The sequence below is a fragment of the Streptomyces sp. NPDC001832 genome (assembly GCF_040297265.1).
Taxonomy (GTDB): Bacteria; Actinomycetota; Actinomycetes; order Streptomycetales; family Streptomycetaceae; genus Streptomyces.
On sequence record NZ_JBEOYU010000003.1, the window covers coordinates 128,394 to 150,416 of the forward strand.

General features: G+C 69.0%; 19 protein-coding genes. 12 read left to right on the top strand and 7 right to left on the bottom strand.

Annotated features, from left to right (window positions below):
• Window positions 1-159 precede the first annotated feature (159 nt).
• Window positions 160-1,452, top strand: coding sequence for a hypothetical protein (locus tag ABT115_RS04175; RefSeq protein WP_351783825.1), 1,293 nt, complete (start codon window positions 160-162; stop codon window positions 1,450-1,452).
• Between the two features lie 98 nt (window positions 1,453-1,550).
• Here ABT115_RS04175 and ABT115_RS04180 read toward each other — a convergent pair whose 3' ends face one another.
• Both ABT115_RS04180 and ABT115_RS04185 read right to left on the bottom strand, forming a co-directional pair.
• Window positions 1,551-2,483, bottom strand: coding sequence for a carbohydrate kinase family protein (locus ABT115_RS04180; protein ID WP_351783827.1), 933 nt, complete (start codon window positions 2,481-2,483; stop codon window positions 1,551-1,553).
• Window positions 2,484-2,659: 176 nt separating this feature from the next.
• On the bottom strand, window positions 2,660-3,538 hold the full coding sequence (locus ABT115_RS04185; protein ID WP_351783829.1) for a LysR family transcriptional regulator: 879 nt from the start codon (window positions 3,536-3,538) through the stop codon (window positions 2,660-2,662).
• Between the two features lie 80 nt (window positions 3,539-3,618).
• On the opposite strand from ABT115_RS04185, the gene ABT115_RS04190 reads away from it, so the two are divergent.
• Window positions 3,619-4,884 (top strand): MFS transporter, encoded by a 1,266-nt coding sequence (locus ABT115_RS04190; RefSeq protein WP_351783831.1) that lies wholly within the window; start codon window positions 3,619-3,621, stop codon window positions 4,882-4,884.
• Here the strand turns inward: ABT115_RS04190 and ABT115_RS04195 are convergent.
• Entirely contained in the window at window positions 4,874-5,191 is a 318-nt protein-coding gene (locus tag ABT115_RS04195) for a cupin domain-containing protein (RefSeq protein WP_114242880.1), read from the bottom strand. The genes ABT115_RS04190 and ABT115_RS04195 overlap by 11 nt on opposite strands.
• Before the next feature lie 236 nt (window positions 5,192-5,427).
• Between ABT115_RS04195 and pgm the strand changes: the two genes are divergently transcribed.
• On the top strand, window positions 5,428-7,068 hold the full coding sequence (pgm, locus tag ABT115_RS04200) for a phosphoglucomutase (alpha-D-glucose-1,6-bisphosphate-dependent) (protein ID WP_351783833.1): 1,641 nt from the start codon (window positions 5,428-5,430) through the stop codon (window positions 7,066-7,068).
• 45 nt (window positions 7,069-7,113) lie between these two features.
• Here pgm and ABT115_RS04205 read toward each other — a convergent pair whose 3' ends face one another.
• A complete protein-coding gene (locus tag ABT115_RS04205; RefSeq protein ID WP_351783835.1) occupies window positions 7,114-8,322 on the bottom strand; it encodes an MFS transporter in 1,209 nt (402 codons plus the stop codon).
• 777 nt (window positions 8,323-9,099) lie between these two features.
• Here ABT115_RS04205 and ABT115_RS04210 point away from each other — a divergent pair.
• The 4 genes from ABT115_RS04210 (at window position 9,100) to ABT115_RS04225 (ending at window position 12,143) form a co-directional block, all read left to right on the top strand.
• On the top strand, window positions 9,100-9,477 hold the full coding sequence (locus tag ABT115_RS04210; RefSeq protein WP_351783837.1) for a hypothetical protein: 378 nt from the start codon (window positions 9,100-9,102) through the stop codon (window positions 9,475-9,477).
• A gap of 261 nt (window positions 9,478-9,738) precedes the next feature.
• Window positions 9,739-9,885: a hypothetical protein gene (locus ABT115_RS04215; RefSeq protein ID WP_351783839.1), complete on the top strand. Its 147-nt coding sequence runs from the start codon at window positions 9,739-9,741 to the stop codon at window positions 9,883-9,885.
• Between the two features lie 15 nt (window positions 9,886-9,900).
• Window positions 9,901-10,419: an SH3 domain-containing protein gene (locus ABT115_RS04220; protein WP_351783841.1), complete on the top strand. Its 519-nt coding sequence runs from the start codon at window positions 9,901-9,903 to the stop codon at window positions 10,417-10,419.
• Between the two features lie 23 nt (window positions 10,420-10,442).
• A complete protein-coding gene (locus ABT115_RS04225) occupies window positions 10,443-12,143 on the top strand; it encodes an acyl-CoA dehydrogenase family protein (RefSeq protein ID WP_351783843.1) in 1,701 nt (566 codons plus the stop codon).
• A gap of 132 nt (window positions 12,144-12,275) precedes the next feature.
• Here ABT115_RS04225 and ABT115_RS04230 read toward each other — a convergent pair whose 3' ends face one another.
• On the bottom strand, window positions 12,276-12,575 hold the full coding sequence (locus ABT115_RS04230) for a DUF1876 domain-containing protein (RefSeq protein WP_351783845.1): 300 nt from the start codon (window positions 12,573-12,575) through the stop codon (window positions 12,276-12,278).
• Between the two features lie 521 nt (window positions 12,576-13,096).
• Here ABT115_RS04230 and ABT115_RS04235 point away from each other — a divergent pair.
• Window positions 13,097-14,644 (top strand): sugar transferase, encoded by a 1,548-nt coding sequence (locus ABT115_RS04235; RefSeq protein ID WP_351783847.1) that lies wholly within the window; start codon window positions 13,097-13,099, stop codon window positions 14,642-14,644.
• A gap of 114 nt (window positions 14,645-14,758) precedes the next feature.
• Here the strand turns inward: ABT115_RS04235 and ABT115_RS04240 are convergent, their stop codons facing one another.
• The gene (locus ABT115_RS04240; protein WP_351783849.1) at window positions 14,759-15,742 is read right to left on the bottom strand and encodes a GDP-L-fucose synthase family protein; all 984 of its coding nucleotides are present in this window, start codon (window positions 15,740-15,742) and stop codon (window positions 14,759-14,761) included.
• 113 nt (window positions 15,743-15,855) lie between these two features.
• Between ABT115_RS04240 and gmd the strand changes: the two genes are divergently transcribed.
• The 4 genes from gmd (at window position 15,856) to ABT115_RS04260 (ending at window position 20,735) form a co-directional block, all read left to right on the top strand.
• A complete protein-coding gene (gene gmd / locus ABT115_RS04245) occupies window positions 15,856-16,869 on the top strand; it encodes a GDP-mannose 4,6-dehydratase (protein ID WP_351783851.1) in 1,014 nt (337 codons plus the stop codon).
• 85 nt (window positions 16,870-16,954) lie between these two features.
• Window positions 16,955-19,219 carry a LamG-like jellyroll fold domain-containing protein gene (locus ABT115_RS04250; RefSeq protein WP_351783853.1) on the top strand — a complete coding sequence of 755 codons (2,265 nt, stop codon included), beginning with the start codon at window positions 16,955-16,957 and terminating at the stop codon, window positions 19,217-19,219.
• Window positions 19,216-19,911 (top strand): Rv1352/Rv1906c domain-containing protein, encoded by a 696-nt coding sequence (locus ABT115_RS04255; protein WP_351783855.1) that lies wholly within the window; start codon window positions 19,216-19,218, stop codon window positions 19,909-19,911. Before ABT115_RS04250 ends, ABT115_RS04255 begins: the two co-directional genes overlap by 4 nt.
• Window positions 19,908-20,735 carry a glycosyltransferase family 2 protein gene (locus tag ABT115_RS04260; RefSeq protein WP_351783857.1) on the top strand — a complete coding sequence of 276 codons (828 nt, stop codon included), beginning with the start codon at window positions 19,908-19,910 and terminating at the stop codon, window positions 20,733-20,735. Before ABT115_RS04255 ends, ABT115_RS04260 begins: the two co-directional genes overlap by 4 nt.
• A 51-nt stretch (window positions 20,736-20,786) precedes the next feature.
• Here ABT115_RS04260 and ABT115_RS04265 read toward each other — a convergent pair whose 3' ends face one another.
• A complete protein-coding gene (locus ABT115_RS04265; protein ID WP_351783859.1) occupies window positions 20,787-21,947 on the bottom strand; it encodes a glycosyltransferase in 1,161 nt (386 codons plus the stop codon).
• Window positions 21,948-22,023 lie beyond the last annotated feature (76 nt).

Consider the following 22,023-nt stretch of genomic DNA (forward strand, 5'->3'; position numbering starts at 1 on the left):
TGTCGAACGGCAGTCGCCCCGGCGAGGATGCGCTCGCTGAGCCGAACGGGTCACCGATGGGCCGAGCGGACCGAGCCGAGCCGCGCGCCCGGTGAACGTGTTCACCCGCCCGCAGCAGTCCGCCGCGCTGTGTGCACCGGCAGGGCATCTTCTTGGGGCATGGACGCGGACGGTAGCCAGTCGCAGTCCCCGGAAGCGCGCACGGAACTGGAGGCGCTGCGCGCCAGGGTGGCGGTGCTGGAGGCCTGGGCCCCGGCACGGCACCGGCTGCGGGCCCGTTCGTTCTTCGCCGTACTGCTCATCCTCGTCGCGGCCGTCCTCACGCCGCTCAGCATCGTGTCCACCTGGGCGAAGAACCAGATCGGCAACACGGACAACTATGTGGCGATGATGACGCCGCTCGCATCCGACCCCGATGTGCAGTCCGCGGTGGCCGATCGCGTCACCGGCGCCGTCATGAAGCACCTCGAAGTGAAGGCGCTGCTGGCGGATGTCGCCCCCGCGGACCGGCCGGTTGTCGACAAGGCGCTCTCGAGACTGAGCGGCCCCCTGACCACGGGGCTTTCGGACTTCGTGCACGGGGCCGTGGAGAAGTTCGTCACCAGCGACGCCTTCGAGACGATCTGGACCGACCTCAACCGGACAGCCCATGCCGTGACGATGAAGGCACTGTCCGGGAGCGGCGGCGGGGCGGTGAAACTCACCAATGACACCGTCACCATCGACCTGGCACCGGTGATCGACCGGGTGAAGCAACGCCTCGTCGACCGGGGGCTGACGATCGCCGCGAAGATCCCGGTAATCCACACCGACTTCACGGTGCTGACCTCCGACTCGGTCGGCAACGCCAAGAAGTGGTTCCGGGCCCTCCAGATCATCGGCTTCTGGCTGCCGGTGGTCACTCTGGTACTTGCCGCGGGCGGGGTGCTTCTCGCGGTGCGCCGCCGTCACGCACTGATCACGACGGCGCTCGCGGTCGCGGCGGGTGCCGCGGTGCTCGGGCTGGCCGTGTGGGTGGGCCGCGCCTTCTATCTCGACAGTCTCCCGTCCGAGGTGTCGCAGCCGGCGGCCGGTTCCGTGTTCGACGCCCTGTTCGGTTACGTACGTGCCCTGATCCGCCTGGTGATCACGCTCGGCATTGTGGTGGCCCTCGCCGCCTGGCTCACCGGTGACAGTCACGCCGCCACCCGAGTCAGAGCGATGTGGAGCGACGGCATCGGTGCCGTGCGGGACGCGGCGGGTGTCACCGGCGGCACGGTCGGCAGCTGGGTGCATCGCGCCAGGCGCTGGCTGAACTGGACGGTCGTCGTGGTGGCCGCCGCGGTCCTGGTGGCGTGGGATCGGCCGACGGGCCTGGTCACGGTGTGCATCGCGCTATGCGCACTGTTCGTCCTCGCCGTCATCGAGTTCCTCGACGAGGACAGCACACCGCATCGGGTGCCGCCTGGGTAACGTACTCGGCGCTCCCCCGGACCGTCCCGGTCGGCCGACCCAATCCCGGCGACACGATGGGGCCACCGCCTCGCAAGGGGGCGGTGGCGTCGTCGTGTTCAGCACCGGGCGAGTGCCGCCTTCAGTTCCGCCTCGTCCGGCGGGTTGGCACCGGCCCGTGCGACGGTCACGGCAGCACAGGCCGCGGCGTGACACAGGACGTCGGTCATGATGTCCCGGTCCAGCGAGCGCAGCCGTCCACGACTGTCCGCGCCGAGCAACCCGTGCGAGGCGAGGGCATGCAGGGTGCCGGACATGAAGGCGTCGCCCGCCCCCACCGTGTCGACCACGTCGGTGGGCAGCGCGTCGACCGTCACATGCCCGTCGGGAAGGACGGCCAGGGCGCCGTCGCCTCCCCGGGTGACGAGGACGACGGCCGGGCCCGTGGTGAGCCACCGCTCGGCGGCCTGCTCCGGCTCCTGGCCCGGATACAGCCACTGCAGGTCCTCGTCGCTGGCCTTGACCACATCGCTGAGCGCGACGCAGCGCTCGACCTTGCGTACAGCCGCGTCATGGTCCCCCATCAGCTCGGGCCGCACATTGGGGTCGTAGCTGACGGTCGCGGACGTACGCAGCGACTCGACGGCGGAGAGGACGGTGGCCGCTCCGGGTTCCATCACCGTCGCGATGGAACCGGTGTGGACGTGGTGGGGCGGCCGGTCCAGAATGACCGGGTCGAGCGTCCAGGCGATCTCGAAGGTGTACGCGGCATGGCCGCCGTCGTCCAGGGTCACGGCGGCGGACGGGGTGGGCGCCGTGGCACTGTCCGTGCGGACTTCGACCCCGGCACCGGCCAGATGCTCCCTGATCAGCCGCCCGTTGTCGTCCGGGCCGAGCTGAGTGAGCAGGGTGGCACCGTGCCCGAGCCGGGCCAGACCGTGAGCGACGTTGGCCGGACTGCCTCCCGGGTGGACCTGGTCGGCCGCACCTGGCAGCCGGACGATGTCGGCGACGCATTCGCCGATGACCAGCAGGTCGAGTCTGTCGGGCATGAGGGCGGCTCTCCTCTGGTGCGGTGACGAAAGTGTCCTGGTAGGCGTTGCAGCCTCCGAACACAATGAGCCCGATCCTGTCGCGTGCATAGCGGGTGTCGGTCACATCGATGACCGGCCGGCCGTCGATGAACGCCTCGATCCGCCCTACTGGGCCCGAATCCGCAACGGAAGGGTCACCCCGGTGCGTAGACACCGAGCCCGGTCAGGAACGCCGCAGCGGCCGGGGTGGGGCGGAAGCGGCTCCAGACCAGCCGCTCCGTGCGGGCGGGCGCGTCGCGGACGGACAGCACATGCAGGCCGGTCAGTTCCGCCGCGAAGGCGGCCGGAAGCATGGCGATGCCGAGCCCGCTGCGGACCAGCCGGACGATGTAGTCGGTGCCGCTGACCTCGAACGCCACCTCGCGGGTGAGCCCCATCGCCGCGAACGCCTCGTCCGACTGCGCCCGGGCCGCGGTGCCGTCGGGATGGTCGACGAACACCTCCTGCGCAAGCCGTTCCAGGCCCACCTCTGTCTGTCCGGCCAGGGAGTGGGTCGGTGCCACGACGGCGACCAGTTCGCCCGTGGCGAGTTCGTGATCGCTCACGCCCTTCGGCCGATAGCTCGGCAGCACGCCCAGGAACGCCACATCGAGCGTGCCGTCCCGCACTTCCTGGACCAGGTCCTTGCTCGCCCCGTCCCGCAGGACGATATGCACCTTCGGGTAGCGGAGGTGGAACGCCCGCAGCGCGGCCGGGATGTCGACCGCGGCAACGGTCGGGATGGCTCCGACCGCAAGGCGTCCGCGGACCTCCCCCGCCGATGCGGCTACTTCGGCACGGGCCCGCTCCGCCGCGTCCAGCGCCTGCCTGGCCTCCGGCAGAAATGCCTCACCCGCCGCGGTGAGCCGCACCTGACGGCTGGTTCGGTCGAAGAGCCGGGCCCCCAGCTCCTTCTCCAGCCTCGCGATCTGATGGCTCAACGCGGACTGCACGACCAGACACCTCTTCGCGGCGCGGGTGAAGCTCCCCAGCTCCGCCACCGCGACGACGTACCGCATCTGCTGAAGTTCCATCCATCCATCGTGAACCACGATCAATGGAATGAAAAACATGTGTTGGACTCATGGATGGTGGATCCCCGACGCTGAGGGACATGGCTCATTCCACACACGGGACCCGAAGCCGGGCCGTCCCGCACACTCTCCCCGATTCGCCTGCGCTCGGGCGCGGCCTGATCCTGCTGATGGCCTTCGCCGCCGGGCTCTCGGTCGCCGGCAACTACTTCGCGCAGCCGCTGCTCGACGTCATCGAGGTGGATCTGCACATCGGGGTCACCGCAGCGGGGCTGATCGTGACCGCCGCCCAGGCCGGGTACGCGCTGGGCCTGATCCTGCTCGTTCCCCTCGGGGACATCATGGATCGCCGAAGGCTCGCCGTGAGCCTGTTTGCGCTGACCGCCTTCTTTCTCCTGGTGACGGCGGTGGCCCCCACCGGCCCCCTGCTGATCGCCGGAACCCTGCTCACCGCGCTGACCTCCGTCGGGGCTCAGGTCGTGGTGCCGTTCGCGGCGACCCTCGCGGCTCCGGCCGAACGCGGCAGGATCGTCGGCGTCGTCATGTCCGGCGTACTGCTCGGCGGCCTGTTCGGACGGCTGGCCTCCGGTGCGCTGTCCGAGCTCGGCGGCTGGCGGACCGCGTACTGGGTGAACGCGCTGCTCATGGCCGTCATGGCGATACTTCTGCACAACCGGCTCCCCCGACTGCCCCGGCCGCGCGACGCGGCCCCGATGTCGTACGCCGGGCTGCTGCGCTCCACGCTGTCCCTGCTGCGGCAGGAGCCTCTGCTGCGCTGGCGGGCGGCCATCGGCGCGTTCTCCATGGCCTCGTACAGCGTGCAACTGACCGCGCTGACGTTTCTGCTGACCCGGCCTCCCTTCGACTGGAGCGCCGCCGCCGTCGGGCTCTTCGGTCTGTTGGGCGTCATAGGTGTGGTGGGCATGAACGTCGCGGCCCGGTTGAGCGACCGGGGCCGGGTGCAGGCCGTGTCGGGAACGGCGGCCGCACTCCTCACGCTCTCCTGGCTGCCGCTGCTGGCCGGCGAATCCTCCCTGCTGTGGCTGGCGGTCGGGGTGATCTCGCTGAACATCGCCCAGCAGGCGGGGCTCAACAGCAGTCAGAACGTGATCTACGCGCTCCGCCCGGAGGCCCGCAACCGGATCAACTCCGGATTCATGACGCTCTTCTTCATGGGCGGGGCGGTCGGAGCCGCACTCACTTCGGTGGTCTGGGCGCGGGCGGGCTGGAGCGGCATCTGCCTCCTGGGCGGTTCGCTGGCTGCCGGAAGCCTTGTGCTGTGGGTCCTCGAGCGCGTCCGGATGGCCTCCGCCGCACGTCCCGGATCCGTCGCCGTCACTCGTTGACAGTGGTCAGCAGCACCACGGCGTCCTCCAGCGCCAGCAGCCCGTGCCGCTCCTGCGGGATCGGGTGGAGTCCTCCGGCGCTCAGCTCCACATCGCCGGAGGGCGCCGTGAGGCGCACCCTGCCGCGGAGCACCTGGAGCGAGGCCGCGGCGGGTGCATTGTGCTCGTCGAGGGCGGATCCGGAGGTGAGGGCGATGACGGTCTGGCGCAGGGGTTCCTCATGCAGCAGGCGGTGGGCGCTGCGGCCGTGTGCCGAGGTGCGGGCCGCGGCCAGATGCTCGTCGGCGAGGGCATTCAGATCGTCCATATGCCCACTGTGCCGCAGCCCTCGTCCCCCCGCGATCCTGCCGGAGGGCGCCAGCTCGGCGGATTCCGCGCCCGGCTCGACAACGCACGTCAGTCCTCCGGGCCGGCGAACGCGAGCACTCTGCCCTCCGCCCCGGTGCGTGTCCACGGTGGGGCAGTCGCGGACCGGCGCAGGCCACCCGCGAAAATGACGGCGGGGAAGACCGCAAGTACCGACCGATACGGAGGAGTGGGCAGATGGCGCACGAACGAGCTGGACAGCCGGCCCGGCCGGAGGATCTCACCGATGTGGCCCGGCTGGTGACCGCGTATTACACGCTGCACCCGGATCCGGCCGAGCCCGGCCAGCGGGTGGCGTTCGGTACCTCCGGCCATCGAGGGTCGTCCACGTCCACTGCGTTCAACGAGGACCACATCGCCGCCACCAGCCAGGCCATCAGCGAGTACCGGGCACGGCAGGGCACGGACGGGCCGCTCTTTCTCGGCGCCGACACCCATGCACTGTCGGAACCGGCCCGGATCACCGCCATCGAGGTGTTCGCCGCCAATGACGTGACCGTGCTCATCGATCCGGCCGACGGATACACCCCGACCCCGGCGGTGTCGCACGCCATCCTCACCCACAACCGGGGCCGGACCTCGCAGCTCGCCGACGGTGTGGTGGTGACGCCGTCCCACAACCCGCCCGGTGACGGCGGGTTCAAGTACAACCCGCCGAACGGCGGCCCGGCCGGCTCCGATGCCACCGGCTGGATCCAGGAGCGGGCCAACGAGATCATCGCGGCCGGAATGAAGGATGTACGACGACTGCCCTACGCCCGCGCACGGGCGGCGTCGACCACCGGGACGTACGACTTCCTCGGCAGCTATGTCGCGGACCTGCCGTCCGTGCTCGACCTGGACGCGGTCCGCTCGGCCGAAGTACGCATCGGTGCCGACCCGTTGGGCGGCGCGTCCGTCGCGTACTGGGGCCGTATCGCCGAACAGCACCGGCTCGATCTGACCGTGGTCAATCCGCTGACCGACCCCACCTGGCGGTTCATGACGCTCGACTGGGACGGCAGGATCCGGATGGACTGTTCCTCGCCGTACGCGATGGCCTCGCTGATCGGGCAGCGTGACCGCTATCAGATCGCGACCGGGAACGACGCCGACGCCGACCGGCACGGCATCATCACACCCGACGCCGGGCTGATGAACCCGAACCACTACCTCGCCGCCGCCATCAACTACCTGTACGCCCACCGCGAGCAGTGGCCGGCCGCGGCAGGGGTCGGCAAGACGCTGGTCTCCTCGGGAATGATCGACCGGGTCGCCGCCGACCTCGGCCGTGAGCTGGTCGAAGTGCCGGTCGGCTTCAAATGGTTCGTGGACGGCCTGGTCGGCGGATCGCTCGGGTTCGGCGGCGAGGAGTCGGCCGGGGCGTCCTTCCTGCGACGTGACGGATCGGTGTGGACGACCGACAAGGACGGCATCGCCCTGGCGCTGCTCGCCGCCGAGATCCTCGCGGTGACGGGCAAGTCCCCGTCGGAGCACTATGCGGCGCTCACCGCCCGGTTCGGCGAGCCGGCGTACGCCCGGATCGACGCTCCCGCCGACCGCGAGCAGAAGGCCGTTCTCACACGGCTCTCCCCCGAGCAGGTGAGCGCCGACACCCTGGCCGGTGAACCGGTCACGGCCGTGCTGACGGAGGCGCCCGGCAACGGCGCACCGATCGGCGGCATCAAGGTGACCACCGAGAACGCCTGGTTCGCCGCCCGCCCATCGGGCACCGAGGACGTGTACAAGATCTACGCCGAGTCCTTCCTGGGCGCCGACCATCTCGGCCGGGTGCAGGAGGAGGCCAAAGCCGTGGTCTCCGCGGCGCTGGACGCCTGAGTTCGGCCGGGGCCGCGTCGAGGCGGCCCCGGCCGTTCGGCGGGCTCAGCGCACCACGTCAAGCTGTGGGGTTGCTCCATGCCGTCGCACGGAGGGGAGCGCCAGTACCGCTCCGACCGCGGTCAGCTGCCACATCACGCCGAATGCCAGGAGCCGCTCTGCCCCCACGGCGCCCGACACCGGCCCAGCCAGCGCCAGCCCGAGCGGTCCAAGCGCAAAGGCGCCCAGGCTGTCGAACGCGCTGATGCGTCCGCGGACCTCGGCGGGAATCTCGCGCTGGATGACGGTCGTCGACAGGGTGTTGCACGCCGCTGCCCCGGCCCCCGCGGGGAATGCTGCCGCTGCCACGCAGGCCAGCGGCAGCCGCGCGGCCAGCGCGGCCGCCGGTAGCACCCAGCCCGCAGATGCGGCCATGGACCAGGCGAGTGCTCGACTGGGGTTCCTGCCGAGCAGCGCCAGGCCACCGACGACTGAGCCGGCGCCGTACAGGGCAAGCACGAGACCCCAGGAACTCGCGCCGCCGAGCCGCTGCTGGGCAAGAGCCGGTCCCAGCACCAGGAACGGCGCCCAGAGGACGAAATTGAACAGGCTGATGTGGAGGGTCGTGACCCACAGCCACGTGCGGGAGGTGAACTCCTTCCATCCGCGTCCGAGGTCGGTGAACAATCCGCGGCGGGGCGTGACCGGCTGCGACAGGTGCAGTCCGGCCAGAGCCAGGGCGCTCACGCCGTAGCTGACCGCGTCGACCGCGACCACTGTGCCTGCGTCGGAAACAGCGACGAGCACACCGGCCACACCGGGACCCACGACCGAGGCGACTGCCTGGGCGGTCTGCAGCAGCGAGTTGGCGTCCGCAAGGTCCTCCGCAGGGACCAGGCCGGGCACCAGGGCTGTCAGGCCCGGGCTGAACCCACCCTCGCCGATTCCGAGAACCGCCGCCAGCACGACAATTTCCCAGAGCTGCGCACTGTGGGTGACCAGCAGCACGGCCAGGACGCCCTGGGCGGCGAACCGGAGCAGATCCGCTGTCAGCATCACCGACCGGGCCCCGAGCCGGTCGGTGAACACGCCACCGAGCAGCAGCACAGCCAGGACCGCCAGAATTCGCACCGCCATGACCAGGCCGACGGCGTCGACCCCGCCGTCAGGCAGCTGCAGTGCGGCAAAGGTCGCGCCGATCGTGCTCATGCCGGAGCCGAGCAACGATGTGCTCTGGCCGACGAGGAAGCGACGGAACCGGGAGTGCCGCAGCACGCGCAGACGGTGCCGGGGTTTCCGGGGACCCGCTGCAGCAGGAGGGCGAGCACGAAGTGTCATAGCCCGCAATGTTCCGCCGCCGCCCTATGCACCACAAGTATTTCGGGAAAGAAAGTTGAGTCCCTTACGAGCAATTTCACTTCCGAAGTGAATTAGCGCAGTAAATGAGCCCTATTTACTGCAACATGCCTGGTGGTAGGCTCCGTTGCCGAAGAATGGAATCGTCTCCAAAGAACTCATTTACTGCGGATGTGGTCAGCATGAGTCAGCAGCGAACCGACGGGGTGGGCACGCCTCGCCCGGCATCGGTGGAGTACGGCGCCGCAGTCGACCGCTACCTCACCGGCCGGGCTGGGTAACTCCTCCAGCCGCGTCTACCGCATCTCGCTGCACGGGTGGGCCTGGCCGCTCGTCGACCGCCGGGCCCCGACCGGTCGCGAACGCAGAGGCGCCCTCCCGCCCGTCGTGCCGCTGGCCCAGCTCGACGACCCGCAGGCCGCGCAGCGGTTGCAACGGGGACTGGTCGACCGCGCCGCCGCTGTGGAACCACGCACGCTGGCCCGCGAACTGGCCTGCCTCCGAGCCGCGACCGCATGGTGGCGAGCACGAGGCTGGATCACGGAAGACCCGGCCGCTGGACTGGCGCTACCGACGCCACTTCCTGGACCGGCACCGACCCCCTCTGGTGCTTCCATGGCCGCGAGGCCGACTGCTGACGCGCCCGATCGGGCCCGCGCCGCTCTCGCTTTGCGGGCCCCGCTCAGGGAATTGGTCTTGTGGCACCTCCTCCACGAGACGGGTGCCCCCGTCGAACGGGTACTCGCCCTCGACATCGACCACCTCGACCTGCCCGGTCGACGCACCAGAGCGGGCGCGGCAGCACCCCTGAGCTGGGGATCGGGCGCCGCACGCCTGCTACCCATGCTGCTTGCCGGGCGCACTGCAGGGCCGGTGTTCGTCACCGACCGGCGTGCTCCCGCCACCACGCCGACAGCCGACCGCTGCCCGGTGACCGGCCAAGGGCGGCTCTCCTACCGCCGAGCCGCCGAATTGTTCACCGCCGCGACCAGACCACTCGATCCAACCGGCCGCGGCTGGACCCTGCTTGTCCTGCGCGACCGAACACCGCGGAGCAGGACGATCCGCAGATGACACACCAATTGGTGGTCCTCATCGCCCACGCACGAACCCATTCCGCAGCTTCCCATAGCCGATGTCACCGATAGCGGGTTGCCCTTGCCGGGCGGCAGCGGACCGGCTGGGCGGAGGCCATTCAGAACGATGAGCCGGGCACACAACAGCGTGCATCGCTAGAATCTGGGGCATGGGAGGGCGGCCTGTCGCGCCGACTGCGCCCGGACTCGTCATCGAAAGTCCGAGCCGCGATGACCACGTCGGGCGCGACCCCCGATCGTGCCGGGCAGGCTGACGGCGGACCTGCTGTTCGCGTACTCCGCGGGGCTGCTCAACATCGGGATGCTGGTGACACTCTCAGTCGTCTTCGGAATCGCGGTCGCCCGGCTGCTGCGTCGGCATGGACCCGCCATCATGCGGAAGTAGCGAAAGCAGGCGCCCATGGTGACTCCGGAGTTCCACCCAACCCATGTCGTCCCCCAGGGCGGGCTGCCCGCATGGGAGGCACCGGACATGTCCCGTCCCATCGAACCGCTCGACCCGCTGCTCCCGGTACAGCTCATCGACCGGCGCGGGGACTGGGGGCAGGTTCTGTGCGCCGACGGCTGGTCGGCCTGGGTCGACGGCCGCCTGCTCGTCTCCGTACCGCACGGGCCGCCGTTGGCCGGGCAGCCGCTCGCCCGTCAGGCGGACCCCCGCCCCCTGCTGGCCCGGGTCCAGGAGTCGCTGACCCAGTACCGGCGCGCGGTGGAGGAGCTGGCCGACGAGCATATCGACGGGGAGACCTTCCGCCGCCGTACGCAGGGGCTGCGGGTGGGGCTGGTCGTGGACGGCGAGGCGGTGTGGCTGTACGACGCCGAGCGTGAGCGCTGGGTGTACTGCGACGGAATGAAGCTGAGCAGAAAGAGGAACGGCGATTCCGCGACGGACCAGCCATTGCACCCCGAGAGTGAGCAGTGATTAACTGACGAAGAAAGATATGAATGGAGGTTCAGAGCATCGTGAGTCTGCGGCCCGACGCCCCCGCACCGCACGCCACCCATGCGGTCACCAACCAGGCACCACCCCGGACCGGCCTCGACGAGTACGGCACCAATCTGCCACTCGCACAGGCGGTCCGGACGTTCGGTGCGGCCTGGCACGAGCCGGAGCTGCACGACATCGGCGCCCTGGTCGGTTCGGAGCGGTTCCAGACCAGTGCGGAGCTCGCCCACACCTCCCCGCCCGTCCTGCGCACCCATGACCGCTACGGCAACCGCGTCGACGAGATCGACTTCCACCCCGCCTATCACGAGGTCATCGGCGCGGCGGTGAGTCATGGGACGCACACTGCGGGCTGGGCCGACCCGAAGCCCGGAGCCGCGGTGGCACGAGCGGCCTCGTTCATGCTGTTCGCCCAGATCGAACCCGGCCACGCCTGCCCGATGTCCATGTCGCATGCCGTGGTCCCGGTCCTGCAGCACGACCCGGACGTGGGACGGGACTGGCTGCCCGGCCTGCTCAGCCGTTCGTACGACCCCCGGCTGATCGCCCCGGGCAGCAAGTCCGGGCTGATCTTCGGCATGGGGATGACGGAGAAGCAGGGCGGCTCCGACGTCCGCACCAACACCACGCGGGCCGTCCCGCTGGCCTCCGACCCCGAGGGCCGGAGCCATCTGCTGACCGGGCACAAGTGGTTCTTCTCGGCCCCGCAGTCGGACGCCTTCCTGGTCCTGGCCCAGGCCGAGGCCGGACTCACCTGCTTCCTCGTGCCGCGTGTACTGGCCGACGGCACCCGTAACACCGTCCGTATCCAGCGGCTGAAGAACAAGCTCGGCAACAAGTCGAACGCCTCCTCCGAGGTGGAGTTCGACGGCACCTGGGCGGTACGGGTCGGCGAACCCGGCCGTGGCGTCCCCACCATCATCGAGATGGTCAACCACACCCGGCTCGACTGTGTGCTCGGCACCACCGCCGGCATGCGCCAGTCGGTGTCCGAGGCGCTCTGGCATGCGCATCACCGCAGCGCCTTCGGTGCCCGGCTGGCCGACCAGCCGGCCATGACGGCGGTTCTCGCCGATCTGGCGCTGGAGACGGAGGCCGCGACCTGGACCTCACTGCGCCTGGCCCATGCGTACGAGGCCGACAGCGGCGAGTCCGAGGCGATGTTCCGGCGGCTGGCCACCGCGGTGTCCAAGTATTGGATCTGCAAGCGCGGCCCGCACCACGCCTACGAGTCGCTGGAATGCCTGGGCGGCAACGGCTACACCGAGGACTGGCCGCTGGCCCGGCGCTACCGCGAGCAGCCGGTGATGGCGGTGTGGGAGGGGTCCGGAAACGTCATCGCGCTCGATGTGCTGCGCGGCATCGCCAGGACCCCGCGGTCACTGGACGCCTTCTGGGCCGAGCTGGAGACCACCGCCGGTGCCAGTTCCGTACTGGACGCGCACATCCGCCGGGTGCGACAGGAGCTGGCCGAGGACCTGCGTGACCCGCTCGCCGCGCAGGTCCGCGCCCGGGCGACGGTCGAGGGCATGGCGCTGGCCCTGCAGTCCTCGCTGATGCTCCGTCACGCTCCCACGGCGAGTGCCGATGCGTTTGTCGCCGCCCGGCTCGGCGAGGCCCGCGGCCACCAGTACGGCATTCTGCCGCGCGGCACCAATGCCGCGGCGATCGTGGAGCGGCACTTCGGCGGGGCCATCTGAGACCGTCAACCACGACGGGGCGGGCAGCGGCCCGAAAGAGCCCTGCCCGCCCGTCGTCGCCCAACGCTTCCGGTGCCGTGACCTTGGACCGGTCGGCAAATGGGTGGCGGTCCAAGGTTGGCCCCCACGGGCTCAGGCCGTGGTGTCGGACCATGCGTACGGCGGCGTGAGGGGCCCGCTCGCGGGTCCGGCTCCGACCGTTTCCAGTTCCTGGTCGGCGGCCTTCATCAACTGCGCGGCGATGTCCTTCATGGCGCGGCTCGCCGCTAGTTCCTCGCCGATGACGGGAACGTCCACGTCCTGCGGGTTGCAGCGGGCGACCCCATGCCCGACGAGCTTTTCGGAGCCGGTGTCCAGCACCGCCTCGGCCCTGGTCGTACCGTCCTCCTCGGACAGAGCTACGCGGACCTTCCATTCCAGCGTGTGAGTCATCGCGCACCTCCTGCGACCGCGCCCGGCCTCGGTCCGCCGCCACAACGCAGTCCTGTGACCAGCATCCACCCGGCCAGGCCCGTTCGCGCGTTCCGGTTCGTCCTGCGGGGATCACTCCGCCGAAATAGGATGCATGGAGTCACTTCCACCGAATGCGGAGCGGCCCATGAACCGGCGTCGTCCTGCTCGTTCGACGAGCGCCGGGAACTGCTCACCACTCTGCATCGGCTCCACCTCACGGACGCGCCGTGAGGTGGAGCTGTATCACGCTGAACCGGACCGGCTGCGCAACGCACCATGCGATTCCGGCGCCTTCCAAATGCGAACAGTCACCCACAGAACGAGAGATCCCGCATGGAACGGGACGAGTTCCCAGTCTGTGCGCATGTCTGAACTTCACTGGAACTCCAGCGAAATGGCACGTGTGTGGATATCGTGCACCGAGCGAGGGCGCATCCGTCAGTCCATGAGATCGGCGGATGCGCCGCGTTTATGGCGATGCAACTGTGACTGGGGGGTTCATGGGGCATGTCGAGCTACCCGATTCGAACAGATCAGGACCTGTGGGACTGGCGGGGGCGCCTCGTCCACGAACTGCTTCAAATCGGCCTCGCAGCAAGGAACTCGACGATTTGTGGAGGGTACCGGCCGTACAGAGTGAACGTTCAGGACCGGCCGCGGCGAAGAGAAGGACGGGCCGGCGTCTGCCGGTCGTCATCGGGGCCGAACTTCTCGGCCTGGGGATTCCGGCATGGCTCGCCCTGCAGACCGACGGGCACTCGCGGGCCGCGTTCGCCGCTGCAGTGGCCGCGCTCGCGTGGACCGGTGTGCGGGCCGCGCGCGGCCGGTACGCGGACCGGCCTCCGGGCGATCCGCCGGGGGTACTGAGCACGACCGGCGACTGGCTGCTACTCATCGGCGTACTCGCCGTGCTGCGGACCACGACCGGCGGTTCGGCCGATCCTGCGACGGCGGTCGTGGCACTGCTGCCCGGCCTGCTCGTGGGCATTGCGATATGGGGGGTGCGGCGGTTGCCCTGGCCGGGGCGGAAGCAGCGGGCGGTCCGGCGGGTACTGGTGGTCGGTGAGGCTCCGGGGGTGGAGCGCGCGGTGCGGCTGCTCGGTTCCCGTGCAGACCATCCGTACTCGGTCGTGGCCGCCATACCGGTGGGTAGCACACCACTGAAGTGCCAGGTCCGGGTGCCGCGCCGGCTCGCACCGGCACCGGCCGACGACGACGCGTCGACCGTGCTGGGCGGAGCCTTCGCCCATGACGCGGACCTGGCTCTGGTGGTGCCTGGGCCGCAGCTCTCCGAGGAGCGGCTGCGCCGACTCTCCTGGGGGCTGCACGACGGCGGGCTTCCGCTGTCCGTGCTGTCGGATCTCTCGGGCATCGCAGCCGGCCGAGTACGGCCGTCCGCGGCGGCCGGACTGACCCTGCTACACATCGCGCCGCCGCTGCGCAGGGGACCGCAGATGGTCCTGAAGGCCGTGGTGGACCGTACCGGCGCCGCACTGGGTCTGCTGGTCCTGGCACCCCTGCTGCTCCTGATCGGGGTAGCGGTGCGGCTCGGCTCGAACGGGCCGGCCTTCCACCGCCAGATCCGCCACGGGCAGCACAACCGGCCGTTCACCATGTGGAAGTTCCGGACGATGGTGGTGGACGCCGAAAGCCGCAAGGCACAGCTGGTCATGGCGAACGAGAACGACGGCCCGATGTTCAAGATGCGCCGCGACCCCCGGGTGACCGGGATCGGCCGTCTGCTGCGCCGGACGTCTCTCGACGAGCTGCCGCAACTGCTCAATGTGCTCCGGGGCGACATGTCGCTGGTCGGTCCACGGCCTCCACTGCCGGACGAAGTGTCCCGCTACGACGAGCGCGAACTCCGGAGGCTCACGGTCAGGCCGGGGCTGACCGGCCTGTGGCAGGTCAGCGGACGCTCGGACCTGTCCTGGCAGGAATCCGTCTCGCTCGACCTGTGGTACGTCGACAACTGGTCGGTGGCCACGGACATGGGACTCATGGCCCGTACACTGCGCGCCGTCACCGACGGCCGTGGGGCGTACTGAGTGCGGCGGCCGTCGATGCGAAGAGCGCGAAACCACTGGCCGTGCGGGGCCAAGGGGACTGGCGGCCGTCGCGTTGCGGCGGCCGGCCCGTGCCGGTCGGCCCGTCGGGTCCGCTCAGACCTGTGTGGTCTGCTGCTCCAGCCACCATGCGTAGGTACCGGCGATCCCGTCGCGCAGCGGAATCTGCGGTGCGAAGCCGAGAGAGGTGAGCCGGGAGACGTCGAGCAGCTTGCGCGGGGTGCCGTCGGGCTTCGACGTGTCCCATTCAACGGAGCCCTGATATCCCGTCACATTACTTATGATCTCTGCGAGTTCACGGATGGTCAGGTCTTCGCCGCAGCCGACGTTGACCGGCTCGTCGCCGTCGTAGCGCTCCAGCAACAGGAGGCATGCGGCGGCCAGATCGTCGACGTGCAGGAATTCGCGGCGCGGACTGCCGGAGCCCCAGAGCGTGACCGCTGGGGAGCCGTCCCGTCGCGCCTCGTGGAAACGGCGGAGCAGCGCGGGCAGTACGTGCGAGGTCTCCAGGTCGAAGTTGTCGCCCGGGCCGTAGAGGTTGGTGGGCATGGCGCTGATGTACGAGGCGCCGTACTGCCTGCGGTAGGACTGGGTCTGCACGATTCCGGTGATCTTGGCCAGCGCGTATGCCTCATTGGTCGGCTCCAACGGACCGGTGAGCAGGGCGCTTTCGTTGATCGGCTGCGGGGCACGCTTGGGGTAGATGCAGGACGAGCCGAGAAAGAGCAGCCGCTCGACCCCGGCGGCATGTGCTCCGGCGATGACGCTCAGCTGGATACGCAGATTGTCCTCGAGGAACTGCACCGGATACGTGTTGTTGGCCATGATCCCGCCGACCTTGGCGGCGGCCAGCACCACGGCGTCCGGACGGACCTCGCGGAGAAAGGCCTCGGTCCGCGCGGCGTCGCGCAGATCGAGCTGGTCGCGATCGCGGGTGATCACCTCGTGTCCGGCGGCGGTGAGGCGGCGTACCACCGCCGAGCCGACCAGACCGCGGTGGCCCGCGACGAATATGCGAGCGCCGGGCCGTAGGAGGGGGCGGACGAATTCCTGGGGAGGGCCGGGGAGATCAGTCGTCATGGCTCGGATTGTGCCAGCAGCCGCAGGCCGCGGTGACGTTTTGCCGCAGATCGCTCAATTCAGATATTTCGGTGAGAACCAACAGCCTTTCAGGCGAACACAGAGGGGGAATCGTGGCGAAGACCGCGCTCATCACCGGCGTGACCGGGCAGGATGGTTCGTACCTGTCCGAGCTGCTGCTCGACAAGGGGTACACGGTCCATGGACTGATACGCCGCTCGTCGAGCTTCAACACCGAGCGGATCGACCACATCTATCAGGGACCGGAGGAAGAGAACCGTTCGTTCGTCCTGCATCACGCCGACCTCGCCGACGGGGTCGCGCTGGTGAATCTGCTGCGCGACATCCGGCCGGACGAGGTCTACAACCTGGGTGCGCAGTCGCACGTCCGCGTCTCGTTCGACGCTCCGCTGTACACCGGTGACATCACCGGTCTCGGCACCATCCGGCTGCTGGAGGCCGTCCGCGCGAGTGGCATCGACACCCGTGTCTATCAGGCGTCGTCGTCGGAGATGTTCGGAGCCACCCCGCCGCCGCAGAACGAGAAGACCCCGTTCCATCCGCGGAGCCCGTACAGCGTCGCCAAGGTCTATTCGTACTGGGCAACCGTCAACTACCGTGAGGCATACGGCATGTTCGCGGTCAACGGAATTCTCTTCAACCACGAGTCCCCGCGCCGCGGCGAGACGTTCGTGACCCGGAAGATCACTCGTGGGGTTGCCAGGATCAAGGCTGGTCTGCAGACCCACCTCCACCTGGGCAATCTCGATGCCGTGCGCGACTGGGGCTACGCCCCCGAGTACGTGGACGCGATGTGGCGGATGCTGCAGTGCGACAACCCGGACGACTATGTGGTGGCCACCGGCGAGGGTGTCAGCGTCCGGCAGTTCCTGGAGTACGCCTTCGCGCACGCCGGCCTGGACTGGCGGGAGCACGTCCGCTTCGACGCCAAGTACGAGCGCCCCAGCGAGGTCGACGCGCTGATCGGTGATGCGGCCAAGGCCGAGGAACTACTTGGCTGGAAACCGGCCGTGAAGTCGCAGGAGCTCGCCAGGATCATGGTCGAGGCGGACATCCGTCAGCTGTCCGATCAACTGGCCGGAGCGGCCGTGCGGGTGGACCGATGAGAAATCCTGGCACATCCGACAGCCACGCCTCCCTGCCGGTCACCGGTGTGTGGACCGGTTCGTTCGTTCTCACCTTCGGAGCTGAATGATGAACGGAAGTAAGAAGCTGCGCAGACCCTTCGGACGCGGCAGGGCTCGCGCGGCGGCCGCCGCGCTGTGCCTGCTTGCCGGAGCCCTGACCGCCGCCGCGTCCGGGGGCTCCCCGGCCGCGGCCCTCACATCGCCGGTCTCCCTGACCGCTGACGACCTCACCACCTGGCAGACCAACGGCATCGTCTGGTCGATGGCCGCGTCGGACGCCGGTGTGGTGTACACCGGCGGGACCTTCTCCACCGTCCGGCCGCCGGACGCGGCGGCCGGAACCTCGGAACAGTCCGCGGTGAACTTCGCCGCGTTCGACGCGGCGACCGGCGTACCGACCGGCTGCAGCCTGTCGTTCACGCTCTCGTCGGGGACGGCGACCGTACGAGCCCTCGCGCTCTCCCCCGACCAGAAGACCCTCTACGTCGGCGGGCAGTTCGGAGCGGTGAGCGGGGTCGGGGTGAGCAATATCGCCGCGATCGACACCGCGACCTGCACCCCGCGCCAAAACTTCAAGGTCTCCGTCTCCGCGACCGTACGGGCGCTGGCCGTCACGGCCGACACCGTCTATCTGGGCGGTGACTTCAACACCGTCGCGGGGCAGACCCGGAACAAGTTCGCCGCGGTCACCACAAGCGCCGCCCTCAAGCCGTGGACGGCCAACACCGACGAGGTGGGCCGGGCCGTGGAGCTGACGCCCGACCGGAAACACGTACTGATCGGCGGTGACTTCTTCACCGTCAACGGCACCACCTCGCACGCACTGGCCGTCGTGGACGCCACCACCGGGGCTGTCGCCAAGAGCTACCCGGCCGGCTTCATTCCGAACACTTCCACGGTGCAGGACCTGACCACGGACGACACCGGCTTCTACACCGCCAACGAGGGCACCGGAGGCGGTGTCTTCGACGGCCGGATCGCACTGGACCTCAGCAATTTCGAGCAGCGCTGGCGGGACACCTGCCTGGGCGCGACCCAGGCCGTCCTCGTGCACAACGGCGTTCTGTACAGCGGAAGTCACGCACACGACTGCGCCAGCATGGGCGAGTTCCCCGACCAGCCACGCAAGCATCTGCTGGCCCAGTCCGTCGACGACCCGAAGCTGCTTCCCTGGTTCCCGGACACCAATGACGGCATCGGGGAACCGGTCGGACCGCGGGTGATGGCGCAGACCGACAAGGGCGGCCGTCACTATCTCTGGGTGGGCGGGGAGTTCACCACCGTCAACGGCTCCGCACAGCAGGGCCTCACCCGATTCGCCGACGGCCCCGACACCGGGGCACCATGGGTGCCGAACGTCAGCCTGTCCACCGTTGCCGCGGGCAGGGTGGAGGTCAACTGGCAGACGAGCTTCGACGCCGACGACGGTGAACTCACCTACCGGATCTACAAGGACGGTGCGAGCACCCCGGTACACACCACGACGGGGTACTCGCTGTTCTGGGACCGGCCTCAGCTGAGGTGGACGGATACCGACGTTGCCGCGGGTGAGACCCACTCGTACCGGATCAGTGCGAGCGACGGCACCAACACCAGTGCCAAGTCGCCCGCCCTGTCCGCCACCGTGGCGTCAACGCCCGCGAAGTACCCCGCCAGGGTGCTGGCGGACGGCGCTTCGCTGTACTGGCGGTACGACGAAGGCACCTCCACATTCGCCGGGGACACCGGCAGCGGGCTGGACAACGGATTCCTGCGCAACTCCCCTGCCTACCGCCAGACTCCGGCGGCCGTGGCGGGTGACTCGACCGCGATCGGCTTCAACGGGTCGAACCAGTACGCGTACAGCAACAAGCGTCATGCGCAGCCCACCAGGTTCTCGGTGGAGACCTGGATCAAGACGACGACCACCAGGGGAGGGAAGATCATCGGCTTCGGCAATGTGACCATGCAGAACAGCACTCAGTTCGACAAGCATGTGTACATGCGCGATGACGGGAAACTGGTCTTCGGCGTCTACAGCGGCGGCACCAGGACCATCACCACACCTGCCGCCTACAACAACGGGGCCTGGCACCATGTGATCGCCACGCAGGGCACCGGCGGCATGGCGCTGTACGTCGATGGGCAACTCCGCGCCTCGAGCGTTCTGTACACCGGCAACGAGAGTTACAGCGGCTACTGGCGAGTGGGCGGCGACAATCTGAACAACTGGCCGAGCCGGCCGACGAGCAGCTTCTTCGCCGGGCAGATCGACGAGACCGCCGTCTACCCGACCGCGCTGAGCAGCGCGCAAGTCAGCGCCCACTACGCTCTGAGGACGGGTGGATGAGGTATTCGTTCTCGGCCGGTGCCGCCGTCATCGTGCTGACGGCAACGCTGGTCGCCTGCGGCTCGTCCTCCGACGGGCACAGGGCGGCGAGCGGCGACGGGCCATCCGCCACCCGGGCCCCTGTCACGGCCCCCTCGGCAGGTCCCGGCGCCACCGCGTCCAGTGGCCCTTCGGCTCCGCGGACGAGCGAACCAGCGATACTGCCCACCGATGAACTCACCCCGGCCACCGGTTCCTTCAACAAGAAGGAGAAGGAGTTTCTGGTCGACCGTGTGCCCAGGGGCATGGACCCGGCGGCCGTGCTCCAGACCGGTCAGGAGACCTGCGACAAGCTGACGTACCTCGTCAAGGTCGACCGGGACACGGCGATCGGCGCGATCGTGACGGGCGAAATCGCCGATGCGGAACCTGCCGCCGAGCACCTCTGCACCCAGCACAAGGAGCTGGTGCGGGATGCGTCACGGGGGTACGCGGACGGCACGTACAAGGACGAGCAGATCCGGCCGGGCCGCTACCACGACGTCACTCCCACCGAGAACTGCACCTGGCAGATCACCGGGGCGAACGGCAAGAACCTGGTGTCGGGCTCCTCCACGTCCGGGAAGCGGGCCAAGATCACCGTCCCGAAAGCGGCCCGCGCCTTCACCTCCACAGGCTGCTACGCCTGGCTGCCCGAAGGAGACCATGGATGAGCAAGCTGCCGATAGTCGTGGCAATCCCCACGAAGAACGAGGGGCTGAACATCGCCGAGGCGGTGAAATCGGTATTCGGCCACTTCGAGGCGGTCGTCGTCGTCGACTCGCACAGCACGGACGACACGGCGAAGATCGCCGAGGAATGCGGGGCCGAGGTGATCACGTACACCTGGGACGGTGGCCATCCGCGGAAGAAGCAGTGGTGCCTGGACCATGTCCGCACAGACCTGGACTGGATTCTTCTGCTCGACGGGGACGAGCGGCTCAGCCCCGGACTGCTGGCCGAACTGCGGCAGATCTTCGCCGATCCCAGCGCGCCGAAGTACGCGGCCTACGACATTCCGCTGGGCTACTGGTTCTCCGGGAAGCGACTGCGGCACGGCTACACCATCCGCAAGCGGTCACTCACCGACCGTACCCGCTGCCGCTACCCGGAAGTCGGTGACCTCGAAGCGCCGGGCATCGGCGAGGTCGAGGGCCACTACCAGCCGGTCGCCGAGTCGGCCGGCTCGCTCCGCAACCCGATCGAGCACCAGGACCACGACCCGGTCACCGCCTGGTTCGAGCGGCACAACAGGTACTCGGACTGGGAGGCGTGGCTGGAGCACCACCCCGAGGTCAAGGAGCAGGTGCGGAGAGTGAAGTCGCGCCAGGGGCAGCTGTTCCACAAGGCGCCCTTCAAGCCCCTGGTGTCGTTCGCGTACATGTATGTGTACCGACGGGGCTTCCTCGATGGGCGGGCCGGTTTCGACTTCGCGCTGGCGATGAGTTTCTACCGCTGGCAGATCGCGCTCAAGTCGCGTGAGCGGAAGGCTGTTTGAATTGGAACGGCCAGCAAATGGGCAACACCGCCTGCCATTTACCGGTCGGTCTCAGCGGCTCTTCCGGCGGACCACGTCCTCGTAGGTCCGCCGGAGGGTCCGGGTCACGACCTCGATGGTGAAGTGCTCATTGACCAGGTCCCAAGCAGCCTTCCCGGACCGGGCGTTGGTCTCGGGTTCGAGAAGTTCCAGAATCGCCCCGGCGACCTTGAGCGCATTCTTGTCGTCCTCGCCGACCCGGCTGTCGATCACCCGGCCCGCACCGGCCCGCGCGACATCGGGGCCGAGGCCACAAGTGCGGGTGATGACCACGGGAGTGCCGACCGACATCGCTTCGAGGACGGATACGCCCAGGGGCTCCTCGATCGACGGCAGTACGTACACATCGGCCTGCCGCCCCGCCGCCAGGACCTCTTCGTGGCCCAGCGGACCCACATGGTCGAGGGAGCCCATCACCCCAAGCCTGCGGGCGAGTTCGAGCGTTGTGGGCAGCGCTCCGGTGTCGGGACCGGCCAACACGAACCGAGCGTCCGGATGCTCAGCCAGGACCGTGGGCATTGCAGCGACGAAGTCCTCCGGGCGCTTGCGCTCCTGAATCCGGGCCAGGAAGAGGACCGTCGGCGGCCGCCCCGGCTCGCGGGCGGGCTTGCGTTTCTGCGGTTGTACGCCGTTGACCAACCGTACGGTGCGGGTCAACGGCACCGGTGCGGCAACGGCGTTCACATCGCGGCGTTCCATTTCGGTCAGGTGCAGCACGGCGTCGGCGTCGCGCAGCACCTTGCGCACCCCCAGCAGATCGGTCAGCTGGGCGACCCGCTTCTCGGTCGGGTCCACCATGCCGTGGGTCTGGACGACCATGGGTGTACGGGTGGCCAGCGCGAGCAGCGCGGCGGGCAGCGTCACCAGGTCGCGCATCAGATGGACATGGACGAGATCGGCGCCACGCATCATGCGACGGGCGGCGAGCAGGAGCGCACCGGAGGTGATTCCGCTGACTTCGAACATGGGGAGCAGATGGCGGGCCTGGAAGAGATGCACCGGCACTTCCTCGACCTCGCGCGGCAGTCGGCCTTCGAAGCCGTCGCCCAGTGCCATGATCCGGGCGTCGTCGCCCCCGGCCCGCTGGACCTTCGACAGGTTGAGCGCCACCCTTGTCGGGCCGCCGAACGCATGGTCCGGGGTGTGCAATGTGACGACGTGCAGGATCTTCACCAGGTTCCCCCTCAACCTTGGCCGGTCTTACAGACTAGTCATCCAAACCCCCCAAGTGGGTTGATTCGTTAGAGTG